This is a genomic window from Rhodococcus sp. Q, assembly GCF_005503035.1.
Taxonomy (GTDB): Bacteria; Actinomycetota; Actinomycetes; order Mycobacteriales; family Mycobacteriaceae; genus Rhodococcus_G.
Window position 1 is genome coordinate 59,466 of sequence record NZ_SCOY01000017.1, and the last position, 20,848, is coordinate 80,313.

Consider the following 20,848-nt stretch of genomic DNA (forward strand, 5'->3'; position numbering starts at 1 on the left):
TCGGGCAGCTGGAGCGATGGTACGAGCGCCATGCCGAGGACGCTCCGCGTCTGGTCAACATGTACGGCATCACCGAGACCACGGTGCACGTGTCGTACCTGGAGCTGGACCGCGCGTTCGCGGCCGAGTCCAAGGCCAGCGTCATCGGCCGCGGCCTGCCCGGCATGGGTGTGTACGTGCTCGATTCACGGCTGCAGCCGGCACCGGTCGGTGTGGTCGGCGAGATGTACGTCCACGGCGGGCAGCTGGCGCGCGGCTACCTGGGCCGCCCCGACCTGACGTCGGACCGGTTCGTCGCGAACCCGTTCGTGGGCGGGGCGAGCGCAGCGACGGGGAATGTTGCCGCCGGGGAGCGGATGTACCGCTCCGGTGACCTGGCGCGCTGGAACGCCGACGGGCAGCTGGAGTATCTGGGCCGCAGCGACTTCCAGGTGCAGCTGCGTGGCTTCCGCATCGAGCTCGGCGAGATCGAGTCGGCGCTGCTGCGGTACGAGGGCGTTGCGGCGTCGGCGGTGCTGGTGCGGTCAGACGAGCACACCGGCGACCGGTTGGTCGGATACCTGGTGCCCGAGGCGGGTGCCACCGTCGACGCCGACGCGGTGCTCGCGTTCATCGGCGAGTTCCTCGCCGCGTACATGGTGCCGTCGGCGCTCGTCGTCCTCGACGAGTTCCCGCTCACCGCGAACGGCAAGCTGGATCGACGGGCGCTGCCCGCACCGGACTTCCTCGCGGCGGTAACCGAATTCGTCGCCCCGCGGGACGCGGTCGAGGAAGCGATCGCGGCGGTTTACGCCGAGGTGCTCGGAGCGGAGCGGGTCGGCATCCACGACAGCTTCTTCGACCTCGGTGGCAACTCGCTGGTCGCGACTCGCGTGATCGCCCGCGTCAACTCGGCGCTCGAGTCCCGCATCGGTGTGCGGGACCTGTTCGAGGCCCCCACCGTCGCCGAACTGGCGCAGCGGTTCGAGCACGCCGGCACCGCCGGTGCGGCCCGGCCCGCGCTCGTTGCGGCGCCGCGCCCGGATCTGGTGCCGCTGTCGCTCGCGCAGCAGCGGATGTGGTTCCTCAGCCGGTTCGATCCCGATTCGGCGGCCTACAACATCCCGATGGCGATCAGGCTGTCCGGCGATCTCGACACCGCGGCGCTGGCCGCGGCCGTCGGGGACATCGTCGCCCGGCACGAGTCGCTGCGGACGGTGTTCCCCGACTCCGTCGACGGACCGCACCAGGTGGTCCTCCCGGCCGCCGACATGGCACTCGACCTGGCGCCGGTGACGGTGCCGGAAGCCGACCTGCCCGCCACGGTGATCGAACTGCTGTCCACCGGATTCGATGTCACGGCGGCGCCGCCGGTGCGGGCCCGTCTGCTCCGCGTCGGTGGCGCAGGAGTGGAGCCTGCGGAACGACCCGAAAGCGCAGGAGTGGAGCCTGCGGAACGACCCGAAGGCACCGAACACGTCCTGGTGATGGTGGTGCACCACATCAGCGCTGACGGCATGTCGATGGCGCCGCTCGCCCGGGACGTCATGATCGCGTACATTTCTCGCGCCAACGGGGATGCGCCGCAGTGGCTTCCGCTGCCGGTGCAGTACGCCGACTTCGCGATCTGGCAGCGGAACCTGCTCGGCTCCGAAGACGATGCACAGTCGCTCGCCGCCCAGCAGATCGACTACTGGACCAGCACGCTCGCCGGGCTGCCGGACGCACTGGACCTGCCGACCGACCGGCCCCGCCCGGCGGAGCAGTCGATGCGCGGCGGCCGCCACATGTTCGCGATCGGCGAGGACATCCGCCTGGCCGTGCACCGACTGGCGGCCGCGCACGGCGCCACCCCTTTCATGGTGCTGCACGCCGCGCTGTCGGTGCTGCTCGCGCGTCTGACCCGTGAATCCGACATCGCGATCGGCACCCCGATCGGCGGCCGCGGTGACGCCGCGCTCGACGACCTCGTCGGCATGTTCGTCAACACCATCGTGCTGCGCGCCCAGGTGGACGGCGACGAGAAGTTCGCGGACCTGCTCGATCGGGTCCGGCACTCCGATCTCGGCGCGTTCGGCCACACGGACATTCCGTTCGAGCGCCTCGTCGACGTGCTCAACCCTGCCCGCTCCACCGCACACCACCCGCTGTTCCAGGTGTCGCTGTCGCTGCAGAACCAGGAGCGGGCCGAGTTCGAGCTGCCGGGCCTGACCATCAGCGCTCTCGACCCGGGCGCCGAGGTCACCCAGTTCGACCTGGACCTGACCCTCGGCGACGCGGTTACCGAGGGCGGGGACGCGGACGGCATGTACGCGTACTTCACCTACGCGACCGACCTGTTCGACGAGTCCACCGTCGCCGGTTTCGCGGACCGTTTCGTGCGGATCCTCACCGCTGTCGCCACCGACCCGGCGCTGCGGGTGGGCGATGTGGAGATCCTCGCCCCGGCCGAGCGTGAGCGGGTGCTCCGGGAGTGGAATCAGACCGCCACCGAACTGGCGCCTGCCACCCTGGTGTCGCTGTTCGACGAGCAGGTCGCCCGCACCCCGGGTGAGGTCGCGGTGTCCTACGAAGGCCGGCAGCTCACCTACGCCGAGTTCGACGCTGCCGCAAACTGTTTGGCGCGCAGGCTGATCGACTCCGGTGTCGGACCCGAGACGCTCGTCGGTCTCGCGATGCGTCGCTCGCTGCACCTGATGGTCGGCATGTACGCGATCGTCAAGGCCGGTGGCGCGTACGTGCCGATCGACCCGGACCACCCCGCGGACCGCACTGCGTACGTGCTCGAGTCCGCCGACCCGCGGCTGGTGCTGACGACCACTATGGACGGCGTGGACCTGCCCGCGGACCGTCCGGTGCTGTACGTCGACACCCTCGACGACGCCGGTCGGGACGGGTCGCCGGTGACCGACGCCGAGCGGATCGTGCCGCTGCGCCCGGAGCACACCGCGTACGTCATCTACACGTCCGGCTCGACCGGTCGGCCGAAGGGCGTCGCGGTCACGCACGCCGCGATCACGAACCAGACCCGGTGGATGCACGCCCACTTCGGCATGAGCGCCGCGGACCGGGTGATGCAGAAAGCGCCGATCACGTTCGACGTGTCGGTGTGGGAATGCTTCGCCGCGCTGCAGGTCGGCGGCCGCGTGATCGTGTTGCGTCCCGACGGGCACCGCGATCCCGATTACCAGGCCGCGGTGATGGCCGCGGAGGGCATCACCATCGCCGAGTTCGTTCCGTCCCTTCTCGAGATGCTGCTCGCCAGCCCCGACATGGGCATGCCGGACTCGATGCGCCACGTCCTCGCCGGCGGCGAGGCGCTGACGCCGCAGACCGCACGCCGTGTCGCGGCCCTCGGTACCGCAGTCGAGAACACCTACGGACCCACCGAGGCCGCGATCACCACAACCGCGTTCGACGCGGCCGCGGCCGGGGACACGATCGTGCCGATCGGCCGGGGCGTATGGAACACCACCGCCTACGTGCTCGACGCGCGGCTGCGCCCGGTGCCCGTCGGCATCGCCGGCGAGCTGTACCACGGTGGTGACCAGCTGGCCCGAGGCTACGTCGGACGCCCCGACCTCACCGCGGATCGGTTCGTCGCGAACCCGTTCGGCGACACCGGATCCCGGATGTACCGCACCGGCGACCTGGTGCGCTGGAACGCCGAGGGCCAGCTGGAGTTCCTGGGCCGCACCGACTTCCAGGTCAAGCTGCGCGGTCTGCGGATCGAGCTCGGCGAGATCGAGTCGGCGTTGTCGGCGAACCCGGCGGTCGAGCAGGCCGTCGTGGTGCTGCACAGCGACCCGCACACCGGCGACCAGTTGGTGGCGTACCTGGTGGGCTCGGCAGCGGCGGCGGAACTGAAGTCGTACCTAGGGGAGCGGCTGCCGGGCTACATGGTCCCGGCTGCGTTCGTCGTGCTCGACGAGATGCCGCTGAACTCGAGCGGCAAGCTGGACCGCCGCGCGTTGCCGACCCCGACCATCGAGGTCGGACAGGCCGAGTACGTCGCGCCGCGTGGACCCGTCGAGGAGATCGTCGCCGCCGTGTTCGCGGAGGTCGTCGGACTCGACCGGGTCGGGGCCACCGACAGCTTCTTCGACCTCGGCGGCAACTCGCTAGTCGCGACGCGGGTGATCGCCCGCGTCAACGCCGCGCTCGGCACCACGCTCGCCGTGCGTGCCCTGTTCGACGCGCCGACCGTCGCCGGTCTCGCGCAGCAGGTCGAACACGCGGGCACCGGCCACACCCGGCCGGTCCTCGAGGCGAAGCCGCGCCCGGAGCGGATCCCGCTCTCCCTCGCGCAGCAGCGGATGTGGTTCCTCAACCGCTTCGACACCGACTCCGCCGCGTACAACATCCCGCTCGCGGTCCGGCTGACCGGCGACCTCGACGTGGTCGCGATGGCCGCCGCGGTCCGTGACGTCGTCGCCCGCCACGAGTCGATCCGCACGGTGTTCCCGGACTCGGCGGACGGCCCGCACCAGGTGATCCTCGGCGTCGACGACGTCGTCACCGACCTCGCGCCCGTCGACGTCACCGCCGACGAGATCGCCACGGTGGTCCGCGAATTCGCGCTCGCCCCGTTCGACGTGACCGCACAGGCTCCGGTCCGGGTCGCCCTGTACCGGGTCGCGGCGGACGAGCACGTCCTCGCCTTCGTCGTGCATCACATCTCCGGCGACGGCTCGTCGACGGCGCCGCTGGCCCGCGACATCATGGTCGCCTACCTGGCCCGCACGGCCGGCGAGGCACCCGCCTGGGCGCCGCTGGAGGTGCAGTACGCGGACTACACGCTGTGGCAGCGGGACCTGCTCGGTGCCGAGGACGATCCGCAGTCCCTCGCCGCCGAGCAGGTGACGTACTGGACCGAGGCCCTCGCAGGGGTCCCCGAAGTGCTGGCCCTGCCGACCGACCGGCCCCGTCCGGCCGACCGCACCCAGCAGGGCGCGACGGTCGAGTTCGCGATCGACGCGCAGACTCACGCGGGGCTGCGGGAGATCGCGACCGCCGGTGGCGCCACGCTGTTCATGGTGATGCACTCCGCGCTGGCCGTGCTGCTCGCCCGGCTGTCCGGCACCACGGACATCGCCGTCGGCACCCCGATCGCCGGCCGCGGCGAACGCGCCCTCGACGACCTCGTCGGCATGTTCGTCAACACCCTGGTGCTGCGCACCGAGGTGGACGCCGCGCGGGACTTCGCGGCACTGCTCGCACAGTCCCGGGAAGTGGACCTGGGTGCGTTCGCGCACGCCGACCTACCGTTCGAGCGGCTCGTCGACCTCCTCGACCCGGCTCGCTCCACGTCGCACTCGCCGCTGTTCCAGGTGGTGCTGTCGACCGACGACGTCGGCGAGGAACGATTCGAGTTGCCCGGCCTGACCGTCAGCGGCGTCGCTGACGACAGCCACGTCGAGAAGTTCGACCTGGAACTGTCGTACGCCGAGCGACTCGACGCGCAGGGCCGCGCCGAAGGCATGACCGTCCGCTTCGGTTACGCCACCGACATCTTCGACGCGGACACCGTCCACCGGTTCGCCGCCCGGATGTCGCGGATCCTCACCGCGATCGTCACCGAACCGTCGGTGCCCGTCGGGGACATCGTGATCCTCGACGCCGCGGAGACGGCGACGCTGGCGCCGGTCCGCGGCCACGCCGACGTGGGCGCCCGCACACTGCCGGACATGCTGTCCGCAGCCGCCCTAGTGGACCCGGCCGCCACCGCGCTCACATTCGGCGACGACGTGGTGAGCTACCGGGAACTCGACGAGCGCTCCACCCGGCTCGCCCGGATCCTGGCAGACCACGGCGTCGGCCCGGAAAGCTTTGTCGCGCTCGGGCTCTCGCGGTCGATCGAATCGGTCACCGCGGTGTGGGCCGTAGCCAAGTCGGGTGCCGCGTTCCTGCCGGTGGACCCGAACTACCCGGCCGACCGGATCGCGCACATGCTCGCCGACTCCGGGGCCTCCCTCGGCCTCACGGTCAGCGAACACCGCGGGTCGTTCGACGACGCCGTCGACTGGCTGGTGCTCGACGACCCGGACTTCGCCACGGAGTGGGCGCGGCAGTCGGCCGAGGCGATCGGCGACGCCGACCGCGTCGGGCCGCTCGACGTCGGCAACGCGGCGTATCTGATCTACACGTCGGGGTCGACGGGTCTGCCCAAGGGCGTCACCGTCACTCACCGGGGCCTGCACAACCTGGCCGCGGATCTGCGCTCCCGCTGTGCGCTGAGCCCGGCATCGCGCGTGCTGCACGTGACCACGCCGAGCTTCGACGCATCGATCCTCGAGTTCCTGATGGCCTTCGGGTCCGGCGCCACACTGGTGATCGCCCCGCCCACCGTGTTCGGCGGCGCGGAACTCACCGCCCTGCTGCGGGACGCGGAGGTCACCCACGCGTTCATCACGCCTGCGGCCCTCGCGTCCGTGGACGAACGCGGCCTCGACCGGCTGGTGATGGTCGGCACCGGCGGCGACGCCTGCCCGCCCGAACTGGCGCAGCGCTGGGCCCGCGGCCGCGCGATGTACAACATGTACGGCCCCACCGAGGCGACGATCGCGGTCGCGATCGACGGCCCGATGGACCCCGACGAGCCGATCGCGATCGGCGGCCCGACGCTCGGCGTCGAGGCGCTGGTGCTCGACTCCAGGCTCCGGCCTGTGCCGGTCGGCGTGGCCGGCGAGCTGTACGTCGCCGGACCCGAACTCGCCCGCGGCTACCACGCACGGGCGGGGCTGACATCGGATCGCTTCGTCGCCGATCCGTTCGGCGCTGCGGGCGCCCGGATGTACCGCACCGGTGACGTGGTTCGCTGGACCGGGGATGGTGTCGCTCCGCGCCTGCAGTACCTCGGCCGCTCCGATTCCCAGGTCAAGGTCCGCGGCTTCCGTATCGAACTCGGCGAGATCAACACCGCGCTTGCGGCGTATCCGGGAATCGACTTCGCGTACACCGCCGGTCACGTCGCCGAGTCCGGCGAGACCCACCTGGTGTCGTACGTGCTCGCGGCTCCCGGTGCCGACGTCCGGATCGCCGAGGTTTCGGCGCACGTCGCCGGGACACTGCCCGCGTACATGGTGCCGTCGGCGATCGTCGTGCTCGACGAACTGCCGACCACCCCTGCGGGCAAGCTCGACACCCGCGCACTGCCCGAACCCGAGATCGTCACGGTCACCGGCGCACACGTGCCGCCGCGGACCGCGACCGAGGAGATCGTGGCCGGTGTGTTCGCCGAGGTCCTCGGCGTTGCCCGGGTCGGGTCGACGGACAGCTTCTTCGACCTCGGTGGCAACTCGCTGTCGGCGACCCGGGTCACCGCCCGTGTCGGCTCGGTCCTCGGCATCGATCTCGGTGTGCGTCAGGTGTTCGACGCGCCGACGGTCGCCGCGCTGGCCGCCCATGTGGACTCGGTTCGCGCGCAGGGCATCACACGTCCCGCGCTGGTCCCGGCCACCCGACCGCAGCAGATTCCGCTGTCGCTCGCGCAGCGTCGCATGTGGTTCCTCAACCAGTTCGACACCGACTCCGCCGCATACAACATCCCGCTCGCAGTGCGACTGTCCGGCAACCTCGACGTCGATGCCCTCGCCGCCGCCGTCGCGGACGTGGTGGAACGGCACGAGACCCTGCGGACCGTGTACCCCGCGACCGGTCGGGAGCCGCACCAGGTGGTGCTGCCTGCCGACGACGTGATGCCGGTGCTCGCGCCGCGCCGCGTCGCGGAGGCGAATCTCCTCGCCGCGGTCACCTCGTTCGCGTCCGGCGGGTTCGACGTCACCGTCGCGCCGCCGTTGCGGATCGCGCTGTTCGAGACGGCACCGACCGAGCGGGTGCTCGTCGTCGTCGTGCACCACATCGCCGGTGACGGCTCGTCGATGGCGCCCCTGGCCCGCGACGTCATGGTCGCCTACGGGTCGCGCACCGCGGGCCTCGACCCGCAGTGGTCGCCGCTGCCGGTGCAGTACGCCGATTTCGCGATCTGGCAGCGGGAGGTGCTTGGCGACGAGAGCGACCCGCAGTCGGTCGCGGCACGGCAGATCGCGTACTGGCAGGAGGCGCTCGCCGACCTGCCGACGCAGCTGGAACTGCCCACCGACCGTCCGCGGCCGCCGGTGCAGTCCCTCGCCGGTGACACGGTCGGGTTCACGATCGACACAGTCACGCACCGCGCGCTGGTCGACGTGGCCCGCGCAGGCGGCGCCAGCGTGTTCATGGTCATGCACGCCGCGCTGTCGGTGCTGCTCGCCGGCTTGTCCGGCACCACGGACATCGCCGTCGGCACCCCGTCCGCCGGTCGCGGCGACGCCGCGCTCGACGACCTGGTCGGCATGTTCGTCGGCACGCTGGTGCTGCGCGCCCAGGTCGATCCGGACCTCACGTTCACCGACCTGCTCGCCGCGGTCCGGGAGAGCGACCTCGGGGCGTTCGGCAACACCGATATCCCGTTCGAGCGGCTCGTCGAGGTGCTCGACCCGCAGCGGTCGACGTCGCACTCGCCGCTGTTCCAGGTGATGCTCACGTTCCAGAACCTGGAGCAGGCGACGTTCGAGCTGCCCGGCCTCGCGGTCGGCGCGGTCGACTCCGGACCGGAGCCGGCGAAGTTCGACCTGACACTCGGGCTGCAGGAGACCTACGCGGAGGACGGGGCGCCCGCGGACATCGCGGCGTCGCTGAGCTACGCGGCGGACCTGTTCGACGCGTCCACCGTCCGCGGTTTCGCGGACCGGTTCCTGCGGGTGCTCGCACAGGTGTCGGCGGATCCGTCGATCCGCCTGGGCGACGTGGACCTGCTCGGGCCCGACGAGCGCGCGCGGATCGCCGAACTCGGCCGCGGCGCCGAGTCGGCGGTCGGCGAGGGCACCTTGCTCGGCCTCGTCGCCACGCAGGTGGCCGGCACGCCGGATGCGGTGGCGGTCGCCGACGGCGGACTCGCGGTGTCCTACCGCGACCTCGATGACCGTGCGAATGCTCTTGCGGCGCAGCTGACCTCGGTCGGCGTCGGCCGCGACGACGTGGTCGCGCTGGCCGTGGGCCGGTCCGTCGACTGGATCGTCGGTATGCTCGCCGCGTGGAAGGTCGGCGCCGCATACGCGCCGGTCGACCCGGCGCACCCGGTGGACCGGATCGCGGCGCTGCTCGCCGACACCCGCGCCCGCGCGCTGGTCTCGACCGCCGAGTGGATCGGAACCACCGGGGTCGGGGCGCGTCTCGAGCGCGCTGCCGTCCTGGCCTTCGCCGCCCCGGCGGCCGGCCAGGCCGGCCCGGCCGACCCGTGGACCGAACCCGACTCGGGCGCGCGACTCGGCTACGTGATCTCCACGTCCGGTTCGACGGGTCGCCCGAAGCCGACGCTGGTGCCGATGGCCGGCATCGCGAACACCGTCGACTGGTACCGGCGCGAGCTGGGCCTGACCGCCGGTGACGGCGTCCTGGTCGCGTCATCGCCGAGCTTCGACCTGACCCAGAAGAACGTGTGGGCCGCCCTGACCTCCGGTGCCACCGTGCACCTGGCGGGGGACGGCTTCGACCCGGAGGCCATCCTCGGGGTCCTCGCCGCGAATCCCGTTGCGGTGATGAACATGTCGCCGACCGCGTTCGAGGCGGTCGCCGACGCCGACACCGACGGCGTGCTGGCACGGCTGCGGATGTTGTTCCTCGGCGGCGAGGCGGTCAAGCTCACGCCGCTGCGTTCGCTGATCGACGGCGGACTGCGGGTGTTCAACAGCTACGGCCCGACCGAGGCGTCGGACGTCGTGTCCTTCCACGAGGTGTCGCGGGAGGAACGCGGCGCCGTGCCGATCGGTGCGCCGATCCCCGGGGTGGAGCTCCACGTCCTGGACGGCCGGCTGCGGCCCGCGCCGATCGGGGTCGCCGGTGAGCTGTACGTCGGCGGTGTCGCGGTCGGTCGAGGCTACGGCGCCATGTTCGGTCAGACCGCGGACCGGTTCGTCGCGAACCCGTTCGGCGACACCGGTTCCCGCATGTATCGGACCGGTGATCTCGCGCGCTGGACCACGTCCGGTGAACTGGACTACCTCGGCCGCGCCGACTTCCAGGTCAAGCTGCGTGGTCTGCGGATCGAACTCGGCGAGATCGAGGCGGTTCTGCACGAGCAGGACTCGGTCGCACAGGCGGCGGCGGTGGTGCGGGAGGACGCCCCCGGCCAGCAGCTGCTCGTCGGCTACGTCGTGGCTGCTCCGGGTGCCGTGGTCGACGAGGCGGCGCTGGCCGCCGCGCTCAGCCGCAGCCTGCCGGAGTACATGGTGCCGGCGGTGTTCGTCACCCTCGACGAGTTCCCGCTCAACCGCAGCGGCAAGCTGGACCGGAAGGCCCTGCCCGCGCCGGACTTCGCGGCCCGGGTCGGGACGTCGCGGGCCCCGAGCACCGACACCGAGAAGGTGCTGTGCGAGCTGTTCGCGCAGCTGCTCGGCCTCGATTCCGTCGGCGTCGACGACTCGTTCTTCGCGCTTGGCGGCGACAGCATTCTGTCGATCCAGCTGGTCGCGAGGGCCAAGTCGGCCGGCGTCGTTCTCACCCCGAAGATGGTGTTCGAGCACCGGACCGTCGCCGCGCTCGCTGCGGCCGCGGCCGGCGTCGAACTCGAGGTCCTCGAGGAACTGCCCGGCGGCGGAATCGGCGAGATGCCGCTGTCGCCGATCGGACAGTGGATGATCAAGCACGGCCGCAGCTACGACAGATTCTCGCAAACCGAGATCCTGACTCTCCCGCGGGACGTCGACGTCGCCGACCTCACCGGTGCGGTGCAGGCCGTTCTCGATCACCACGACATGCTCCGGTCGCGGTTGACCGTCACCGACGGTGTGCCCTTCCTCGAGGTCGTGGAGTTCGGTGCTATCGACGCGGGCGACCTCGTCCACACGGTCGCCTTCTCCGGTGACTTCGTCGATGTCGCGGCCGTCGAACTCGACGCCGCCGCCGATCGCCTCGATCCGGCCGACGCCGTGATGCTGCAGGCCGTCTGGTTCGTGCCCGAGGCCGAGGATGCGCCCGGCCGGTTGATGCTGGTCGTGCACCACCTCGCCGTGGACGGGGTGTCCTGGCCGATCATCAGCGGCGACCTCGTCACTGCGTGGGGCCAGCTCTCGCACGGCCAGTCCGTCGACCTCGCCCCGGTCGGCACCTCGGTGCGCCGTTGGGCGCACGGCCTCGTCGACGAGGCGCGGTCGGAGCGTCGCGTCGCGGAACTGGACCTCTGGCGCGGCATTTTGGGCGGCCCCGACCCGGATCTCGGGTCCCGGCCGCTCGACCCGGCGCGCGACGTCGTCGCGACTGTGGCGGATCTACACGTCGAGGTTCCGGCGGAGATCGCCGAGACGGTCCTCACCGTGCTGCCCCGCAAGTTCCACGGCACCGCCAACGACGGGCTGCTCACCGCGCTCGCGATGGCGCTGGTGGCATGGCGCGCCGAGCGCGGCGTCGACGAGCCGACCGCGCTGGTCAACCTCGAGGGCCACGGCCGCGAGGAGCAGGTGCTGCCCGGCGCGGACCTGTCCCGCACCGTCGGCTGGTTCACCACTCAGGTCCCGGTCCGCCTCGACCTGGCGGGTCTGGACCTGGCCGCAGCGTTCGCGGGCGAGGGTGACCTCGGCGCCACGGTCAAGGCGGTCAAGGAGCAGATGCTCGCGGTCCCGGACCACGGCATCGGTTACGGCCTGCTCAGCCGGCTCAACCCGGACACCGCCGAGGCCCTGGGTGGGTTCGCGGCGCCGCAGATCGGGTTCAACTACCTCGGCCGAAGCGGATCGGCGACCGACGAGCCGCAGGCGCCCCTTTCGGACGACGAGCAGCCGGTCAACCTGGCCGGAACCCGCAACGACGACATGGTCGTGCCCGCGGTCGTCGACGTCAACGCGATCGCAGTGAACAGCACCGCGGGCGCGAAGCTGGTCGCGACCTGGTCCTACGCGACCGGGTTGCTCAGCCGCGACGAGGTGCAGCGGTTCGCCGACCTGTGGGTGGCCGCGCTGACTGCGCTCGCCGAGTACGCCGGGCGCCCCGACGCCGGCGGGCACACCCCGTCCGACTTCGACCTCGTCCGGCTCGACCAGCGGCAGATCGACCGCTGGGAGACGCAGTACCCGGAACTGTCGGACGTGTGGTCGCTGTCGCCGTTGCAGGAGGGTCTGCTGTACCAGTCGCAGCTCGCCGGCGACGACACCGACTACTACCAGGTTCAGATGATGCTGACCCTGACCGGCACGGTGGACGCGGAGCGGATCCGGGCCGCCGGGCAGGCGCTGCTGGACCGATATCCGAACCTGCGGGTCGCGTTCAGCTACGAGGGCGGCACCGGCGCGCAGATCGTGCAGCGGACCGTCACCCTGCCGTGGCGGACCGCGGACCTGACGTCGGTGCCGGTCGTCGAACGGGACGCTGCGCTGACCGCACTGCTGGAGGAGGACCGGGCGGAGGGCTTCGACCTGCTGGCGGCACCGTTGATCCGGTTCACCCTCGTCAAGCTCGCCGACGACGAGTACCGGCTGATGCTGCTCAACCATCACGCCCTGCTCGACGGTTGGTCCACGCCGCTCCTGCTGCGGGAACTGTTCACCCTGTACGCCACCCACGGTGACGTCACGCACCTGCCGCCGGCCCGTCGGTACCGGGACTTCCTGTCCTGGTTGTCCAGCCAGGACCGCGGTCGGTCGCTGGAGGCCTGGCGGACCGCTTTCGAGGGCAGCGACGAACCGACCATCGTCATCGGTGAGGCCGGCGACGACCTCGGCGACTCACACGAGTTGGCAGCCCACCTGGACCGCGACGTGTCCGACGCGCTCGTGGCGTTGGGTCGCGAGCACGGGTTCACCATGAACACCGTCGTGCAGGCCGCGTGGGCGCTGGTCGTCGGGACCCTGACCGGCCGCGACGACGTCACGTTCGGCGCCACGGTCTCCGGCCGCCCGCCGCAGATCGACGGCGTCGAAGAGATGATCGGCCTGTTCATCAACACCTTGCCGGTGCGGGTGCGTCTCGACGCGGCCGAAACCGTCACCGAGCTGCTGTCCCGCGTCCAAGGCGAGCAGGCCGACCTGCTCGACCACCACTACGTCGGGATGCCGGAGATCCAGGCCGTCGCCGGCCAGGGCACGGTGTTCGACACCCTCGCGGTGTTCGAGTCCTACCCGGATTCCGGCACAGGCGGCGGCAGCGACATCGACGGCATGACCGTCGCGGGCATGACGGGCAGTGACTCCGTGCACTACCCGCTTGCCCTCGTCGCTGAGTACGACGGCATGTTGGCGCTGCGCCTGAAGTTCCTCGACGGCGTGGTCTCCGTGGACCGGGCCCGTGAGGTCCTCGGGTTCGTCACCCGCGCGGTAGAGGCGTTCGCGCGCACCCCGCACGGTGCACTCGCGTCGATGAACCTGCTCGATCCGGCGCAGCGCGCCGAGCTGGTGCCGGCCCGCGGACCGCAGGGGCCCGGCTTCCGGAGCCTGCCGGATCTGTTCGCGGCGGCCGTCGCTGTGGATCCGGCTGTGCTCGCCCTCATCGAGGGCGACGACAGCCTGACCTACCGGGACCTCGACGAGCAGTCCAACCGGTTGGCCCGGATGTTGCTGTCCGCCGGTGTCCGCACCGAGAGCGTCGTTGCGATCGCGCTGTCCCGCTCGATCGAGTCGGTCACCGCGATCTGGGCGACGGCGAAGACCGGGGCCACGTTCCTGCCGATCGACCCGAGCTACCCGCCGGACCGCATCGAGCACATGCTCACCGACTCCGGCGCCGTGCTCGGGCTGACGCTCGCCGCGCACGGCGACGGTCCGCGTGCGGGTGTGCCGTGGATCCTCCTCGACGACGCGGCCGTGACCGCGGAGCTCGCCGAGCTGCCGTCGACGCCCGTCACCGATGCCGACCGCACGCACCCGCTGCATCCGGCGTCGGCGGCGTACATGATCTACACCTCCGGATCGACGGGCCTGCCGAAGGGTGTCGTGGTCACCCATCGGGACCTTTTCACCACCGCGGAGGAAGCGCGCACACGCTTCGACATCGCCGCGGGTGACCGGGTGCTGCACGTGATCTCGCCGAGCTTCGACGCCTCCGTGCTCGAATACCTGATGGCGTTCGGGTCGGCCGCGACGATGGTCGTGGCGCCGGCGTCTGTGTTCGGTGGTGCGGAGCTCGCGGACCTGATGCGCAAGCAGCACGTCACGCACACCTTCATGACACCCGGTTCGCTTGCGTCCGTCGACCCCGACGGACTCGACGAACTGCGGGTCGTCGTGGTCGGTGGCGAGGCGTGCCCCGCTGACCTGGTGGCCCGGTGGGCACCGGGCCGCAAATTCGTCAACGCCTACGGCCCGACCGAGACGACGATCTGGGTCACCGCGACCGGTGGCCTGCAGCCCAGCGAACACGTCACGATCGGTGGCCTCCTGGCCGGAGTCGGGGCCGTGATCCTGGACCGCAGGCTGCGGCCGGTGCCCGCCGGTGTCCCGGGTGAGCTGTACGTGTTCGGGACATCATTGGCCCGTGGCTACCACCGCCGCACCGGGCTGACGTCCGAGCGGTTCGTCGCGAACCCGTTCGGCGAGCCCGGCGAGCGTATGTACCGCACCGGCGACGTCGCGCAGTGGATTCGGGGCGCGGACGGCGAGTGGATCGTCGATTACCTCGGCCGGTCCGACTTCCAGGTGAAGGTCCGCGGTTTCCGCATCGAGCTCGGCGAGATCGAGTCGGCGCTGGCCGCGCATCCGAGCGTCGAGTTCGCCCACGTGATCGGCGTGCCCGGACCGGGCGGCGCCACCGCGCTCGCCGCGTACGTGCTACCGGTCGACGGCGCGCTCGTCGATCCGGCGGTCCTCGCCGCGTTCGTCGGCGAGACGCTCCCGGCGTACATGGTCCCGGCGGCGATCGTTCCGATCAGCGAGATCCCGCTGACCGGCGCGGGCAAGATCGACCGGCGGGCGCTGCCCGAGCCGCAGTTCGCGGAACGGGCGCCGTACGTCGCGCCCGTCACACCCAGCGAGCACATCGTGGTCGAGGCGTTCGCGGAGGTCCTGGGTGCCGAGGGTATCGGCGTCGACGACGGCTTCTTCGACCTCGGCGGCCACTCGCTCCTCGCGACCCGACTGGTCGCGATGGTTGGTGACCGGATCGGTGTGCGGGTGCCGCTGCAGTGGATGTTCACCGATCCGACACCCCGCCGGATCGCGGCCCGCGTCGACGCCGCCCGCAGCGGTGTCGTCGAAGGAGAGGCCGCGCTGCAGATGATGCTGCCGCTGCGCAGCGCCGGTTCGCAGCCGCCGCTGTTCTGCGTGCATCCCTTCGTCGGCCTGTCCTGGTCGTACGGTGGACTCGTGCAGCACCTGTCCTCGGACCGCCCGGTGTACGGCATCCAGTCGCCCGCGCTGTCCGGCGGCGAGCTGCCGGACACAATCGAGGAGATTGCGACCCTGTACGTCGAGCAGATCCGCGACGTCCAGCCGGACGGGCCCTACCACCTGCTGGGCTGGTCGTTCGGCGGTGTCGTGGCGCACGCGATGGCCGTGCAGCTGCAGGCGGCGGGGGAGCGGGTCGAGTCCGTGGTCATGCTCGACAGCTTCCGCGACCTGGTCGAGGTCGGGTCCGTCGCGGCCTCCGAGAACATGGGTGAGGTCGTCGCGGGACTCGGGTTCGGCATCGACCTCGGTCCGGACCTGACGTCGTTGACCCCTGAGCGTCTGCTCGATCTGATGCGGGCGGTGCCGGGCTTCCCGGCGACGTTGTCGGCGGAGGACCTCGAGCGGATCCTCGCGAGCGCCGGTCGCACCGGTGACCTCGTCGAGGCGTACCGACCGCAGCGGTACGACGGACGGGTGGACTTCTTCGCGGCCCGTCGCGGCGATCACGGTCACCTCGACGGTGCGGCGCAGTGGTCCGACGCCGTCGGGTCGATCGTTACCCACGATGTCGACTCCGACCACAACGGAATGACGACGCCGACGGCGCTGGCCCAGATCGGTCCGGTACTCGACGGGATCCTGCACGAGGGGAACTGACCCAGACCGAGACGAAGGCCCCCACCGCTATTTGGCGGTGGGGGCCTTCGTCGGTACTGCGGTCGTTCTGAGTACCGGGCTGTTCCGGGTGCTGCGTCGCGGTGGTCGGCTCCCGTGGTCGACATGCCACGGGAGCGACCGGATCAGATCGGGGTGCCGGCAGCCTTGCGGTAGCCGCGAATCGCGGGCCAGGCGAACACCACGATCATGCCGAGTGACCACAGGGTCGTCTTGATCAGTGGCTCGGCGACCGGTCCACCGAGGCTCAGACCCTTCATGGCGTCGATGGCCGTGGACATCGGCTGGTTCTCGACGAAACCCTGCAGCCAGGTGGGATAGGCACCGGTGGGGACGAAGCCGGAGTTGAAGAACATCAGCAGGGAGCAGATGAGCGAGAGGAGCTCGACGAGCGGAGCTTTCGTGGCGCTCACCGACAGTGCCGTCACCATCGTCGCGAAGCCGATACCCATCAACAGCGGCACGAGGATCAGAGCGACCCCGGCGAGCGGGCCCTGGTTGAAGCGGAATCCGAGCATGACGCCGACGATCAGGATCAGCACCGTGGTGAGCAGGATCCGGACCGCTTCGGAGAGCAGCCTGCTGATCAACCCGGACGCTCGGTGGATGGGGAGGATCCAGAAGCGGGAGAGGAGGCCCTTGCGCCACTCCTCTTTCAACTCCATGCCGCTGGCGATGGAGCCGAACATGGAGCCAACGAGCGCGATCATCGGTGCGTAGCCGTAGACGGCGTTGATGCCGGTGGCCTTGGTGACCGAGATGCCCAGCACCGCGTTGAACATGATCAGCATCAGGGCCGGGTAGCCGATCGCCTGCAGCATCGTGAACGGGTCGCGGACCCAGCGGGTCAGTAGCCGCTGGGTCTGCAGAAGGCTGTGCGAGAAGAGCGCCTGCCGTGAGTCCTCGGGATAAGCCTCGGTGGTCTCGTGGAAGGTGATTTCGGTAATCGGCGACTCTTCCCGGCGTTCGTGGGTCGGAGCTGCGGTCATTATTTGCGCCTCACGTTCGCCCACACGGTCAGTGGTGCGATCACCACGAACAGTCCGATACTCCACAGGATCGCAGGTGTCATCAGCTCCATCGTGGCGGTGCCGTCCGCGATGGCTCGCATCGCGATAGCGAATTGGGATACCGGCTGGTTGCGCACGAACGCCTGGGACCACGAGGGGAACTGTTCGACCGGGATGAAGCCCGCGGAGAACATGCCCAGGATCAGCTGCGGGATCGTCAGTGCCTGGCTGGTGATCACCGGGCTCTTGCTCAGCGTGCCGATCAGATCGCCACCCAGTGAGAGAGTCATGGCGAACGCGAGGGACATCGCGATGAACGCCGCGGCGTTGGTGACGCCGCCGACGAAGCGGAAGCCGATGATGTGTCCGTATATCAGCGCGGCGATCAGCGAGATCGTGCAGTGCACGAAGGAGGCCGACATTCGGGACGCGAGCGGCACACCCGCAAAGATCGGCATCGTCTTGAATCTGGCCTCCATGCCGTTGACGGCTTCGAGGGCCGCCTTGCCCGCCGCGGAGATGGCGGTGAATGCCATTGCCTGTAGCACGATGATCGCCATCACGTACTGGGCGTAGTCGATGCCCTGGAACCTCATCACGAGGCGCAGCGGAAGGTAGAAGCCGATGGTGAAGATCGCGGGTGCGAGGACCGCGATGAACAGTTGACCGTTGGTCCACATACCGCGGATGTTGCGCCCGGTGAGGGCGAGCCACTGCCCGACCGGCGACAGTTCGGGTCGGCGGTGACGGCCGACCCGGGCCACGACCTTCGACCGTGGTTCGGGCGGCGTGCCGTCGGACTGTGCTGCGCGCGCAGCTACGGCGGTCATGACGCTTCGCTCTCCTCTTCGGCCGGTTGGCCCGTCAGTGCGAGGAAGACATCGTCGAGTGACGGCCGGCGCAGCGCGATGTCGGCGAGCGGAATCCGGGAGATGTCGAGTCGGCGCAGCACCTCAGCGAGTGTCTGCGCGCCGTACTGGGCCGGGATCGACAGCCGGTCGTGTCCAGTGGCGGTGACGTAAGCCGGCGGGACGAGGCTGGTGAGGACGGCGTGGACGCGCTGCAGATCGGCAAGGCGCAGCGGAACCACCTCGCAGTAGCTGCCGCCGGTGCGTTCCTTGAGTTGGTCGGCGGTGCCCTCGGCGATGACGGTGCCCTTGTCGATGACGACGATGTTGTCGCTGAGGACGTCGGCTTCTTCCAGGTACTGGGTGGTGAGCAGTACCGTGATGCCCTGGTCCTTCAGGGTGGAGACCAGCGACCACACGCCCTGGCGACTACGCGGGTCGAGGCCTGTGGTCGGTTCGTCCAGGAACACGACTTCGGGTCGGGTGACGAGTCCGCAGGCGATGTCGACGCGGCGGCGCATACCGCCGGAGTAGCCCGCGACTTTGCGCTCCGCCGCGTACTCGAGATCGAACTGGCGGAGGAGTTCTTCGGCACGGGTTTTCGCCGATTCCCGGTTGAGGCCCATCAGGCGCCCGAACAGCACGAGATTCTCTCGGGCCGTCAACGACTCGTCCAATGCCGCGTACTGGCCGGTCATCATGATCGACCGGCGGACGGCGGGCGCCTGGGTGACAACGTCGTGCCCGGCGATCATCGCCCGCCCGGAGTCCGGGCGCAGCAGGGTGGACAGCACGTTGACCGTCGTTGTCTTACCGGCGCCGTTGGGTCCGAGGATTCCGAGGACGGTGCCGCGTGGCACCTCGAAGGTGACCCCCCTGAGCGCATGCACGTCGCCGAAGGACTTGCGGATTCCCTCGACCAGGACGGCAGAGTGGGGCGTAGGCATGCCAGCGAGTATGTCATGCACGGACGTCGTCGGAAGCGGTCCGGGCAATTGTGCGGGGCCGGACCTCGGCCGACGATCAGCGGGCAGCGTCGACGACCCCACGGGTGATTTGTGGCGCTGGCGCTTGGGGTATCGACGGTGAGGTGCCCGCTTTACCCCTGGCGTTGCACGAACGCGACCCGTGCAGTTGCCCTCGAGGGGATGGTCCTCGGCGTGAGGGGCCTGTGACCCGAACCACACTTCTGTGAAGAGGGTCACTGCCCGGGTTGAGGGCGGAGGTCACATCAGTACTCCGAACGAACGACGTCCTCACGCAAATCTGCAGAGGCGATCACTGCCCCGCTTGTCGTTCCCACGTCATCTGTCCTGATCCGGGTCTACAGCGAAGCGTCCATGGTCGCCAGTGCACTCGATCGTCTGTCCGGGCCGCGGTGCGGGACTCACTGACGACCCGCACCGCGGCGCTTCTGGTGGGCTTCGCGCATTCGGCCGAAGTCCGTCGAAGCCTAGGTCGGTGGGGCGGGCGTGCCCAACCGAGTTGGTTCGGTGGGCCGTACTGCCATCGACGGCCTGCTGTGAAGGTGACGATGGTTGCGTCATTCGTCGTGTGCGTCGGGTGTTGTAGGGGTGACGGTGGGCGAGTTCGCCAGCTATGTCGGGGTGACCCAGATCGTGATGTCCGCGTGCACCACCTCGGTGCCGGCCTTGTCGCGGATCGCGACGGGGACGACGAGGTCGGTGCCCTCGGTGATCGCCGCGAAGTCGGGAATCTCGGGCAGTTCCGCGACGGCGCGCAGCCCGGTGGTCGCCTTCGTCAGGTACCGCGTGTGCATCGCCTTCGGGATCCAGCGATGGGTGGGAGGGACCGTGGCCTCGGCGAGCATGCCCATCGCAGCTTCGGCGAGGTTGCACGCCGCGATCGCGTGGAACGTGCCGATGTGGTTGTGCACGCCCCACCATTTTGGTGCGCGGATCTCGCAACGACCGGGCTCGAGTTCGGTCACGCGGGGGAGGACGGTGGCGAAGTAGGGGACACGTACGCACATGCCGAGAGAGAACAGTGCGGAGCCCAGGGCGTTGTGCGGGAGGCGCTGCCAGGCGCGATAGGTCGGGGTAACGGTCGACATGGCCAGACCTTACTCGAAAGTAAGATCCCTGCCGAGGTGTGACCCGTTCGGATTTGAAGTCCACGCAGAACTCCGGCATACTGGTCGGGTTGCCTGGACCGGGGACACGCACGCGTGCGGCCTACGTCCGGCTGAAGAGGTCGACGATCAGGCGTCGTCCCACCGAGATGGGGATTCCCACTCGGAGGGAGCAGTAGCCCGGTCCGGCCAAGTAGGACAGCGTCGACAAGTTACGACAGTGTCGACAGGTAGGAAATGCAGTATCCATTCGCGCTCCATCCGGAGCGCGGGCTCGGTACACATTCCGCTGGCCGATTCGTGTGTGAACACGAATCGGGGAATGAGCGGGAGGGCGACACGCCCGACCGCGTGGACCGGGGACAGTTCCATGACAGATGAACAGCGGCAGCGGATCGGATTTCCCGATCGGCATCGGACCAGGTCCTTCGGCCTTTGGCGCCGATCGCCAACGTTCTTCTTCGCCCGGTAGTGGGTGGAACTGTGCACAGGGTGGTCTCCGAGTGGGACCACAGCAGACAAGTGTTCCCCGAGGGGAACGCAAGGCCTAATCACATCGGGCAAGGAAGAGGACACAAGCGTGGCGGGACAGAAGATCCGCATCAGGCTCAAGGCCTACGACCATGAGGCGATCGACGCGTCCGCGCGCAAGATCGTCGAGACGGTGACCCGTACCGGGGCCCGCGTGGTCGGACCGGTGCCGTTGCCGACCGAAAAGAACGTGTACTGCGTCATCCGCTCGCCGCACAAGTACAAGGACTCGCGCGAGCACTTCGAGATGCGTACCCACAAGCGGCTCATTGACATCCTCGACCCGACGCCCAAGACGGTCGACGCGCTCATGCGCATCGACCTGCCGGCGAGCGTCGATGTCAACATCCAGTGAGCGCGGCG

6 protein-coding genes (1 of these 6 running past the window's edge) are annotated in these 20,848 nt (G+C 69.9%); 2 read left to right on the forward strand and 4 right to left on the reverse strand.

The features are described 5' to 3' along the window. Positions 1-15,986: the end of a non-ribosomal peptide synthase/polyketide synthase gene (locus tag FFS72_RS16595; RefSeq protein ID WP_137874979.1), read on the forward strand. It extends 27,484 nt beyond the left edge of the window; 15,986 of the gene's 43,470 nt are visible here — the last part of the coding sequence; the start codon falls outside the window, past its left edge; the stop codon is at positions 15,984-15,986. Positions 15,987-16,129: 143 nt separating this feature from the next. On the opposite strand, the gene FFS72_RS16600 is transcribed toward FFS72_RS16595, so the two are convergent. The 4 genes from FFS72_RS16600 to FFS72_RS16615 all read right to left on the reverse strand — a co-directional run bounded on the left by FFS72_RS16600 (position 16,130) and on the right by FFS72_RS16615 (position 19,936). Then, a complete protein-coding gene (locus FFS72_RS16600; protein WP_137874980.1) occupies positions 16,130-16,993 on the reverse strand; it encodes an ABC transporter permease in 864 nt (287 codons plus the stop codon). Beyond that, positions 16,993-17,844 carry an ABC transporter permease gene (locus FFS72_RS16605; protein ID WP_137874981.1) on the reverse strand — a complete coding sequence of 284 codons (852 nt, stop codon included), beginning with the start codon at positions 17,842-17,844 and terminating at the stop codon, positions 16,993-16,995. The genes FFS72_RS16600 and FFS72_RS16605 overlap by 1 nt, the downstream gene beginning before the upstream one ends. Beyond that, positions 17,841-18,809, reverse strand: coding sequence for an ATP-binding cassette domain-containing protein (locus tag FFS72_RS16610; protein WP_137874982.1), 969 nt, complete (start codon positions 18,807-18,809; stop codon positions 17,841-17,843). Before FFS72_RS16610 ends, FFS72_RS16605 begins: the two co-directional genes overlap by 4 nt. A 650-nt stretch (positions 18,810-19,459) precedes the next feature. Next, positions 19,460-19,936, reverse strand: coding sequence for a hotdog fold domain-containing protein (locus FFS72_RS16615; RefSeq protein ID WP_137874983.1), 477 nt, complete (start codon positions 19,934-19,936; stop codon positions 19,460-19,462). Positions 19,937-20,534: 598 nt separating this feature from the next. Here FFS72_RS16615 and rpsJ point away from each other — a divergent pair. Continuing rightward, positions 20,535-20,840 carry a 30S ribosomal protein S10 gene (gene rpsJ / locus FFS72_RS16620; RefSeq protein WP_003938093.1) on the forward strand — a complete coding sequence of 102 codons (306 nt, stop codon included), beginning with the start codon at positions 20,535-20,537 and terminating at the stop codon, positions 20,838-20,840. Positions 20,841-20,848 lie beyond the last annotated feature (8 nt).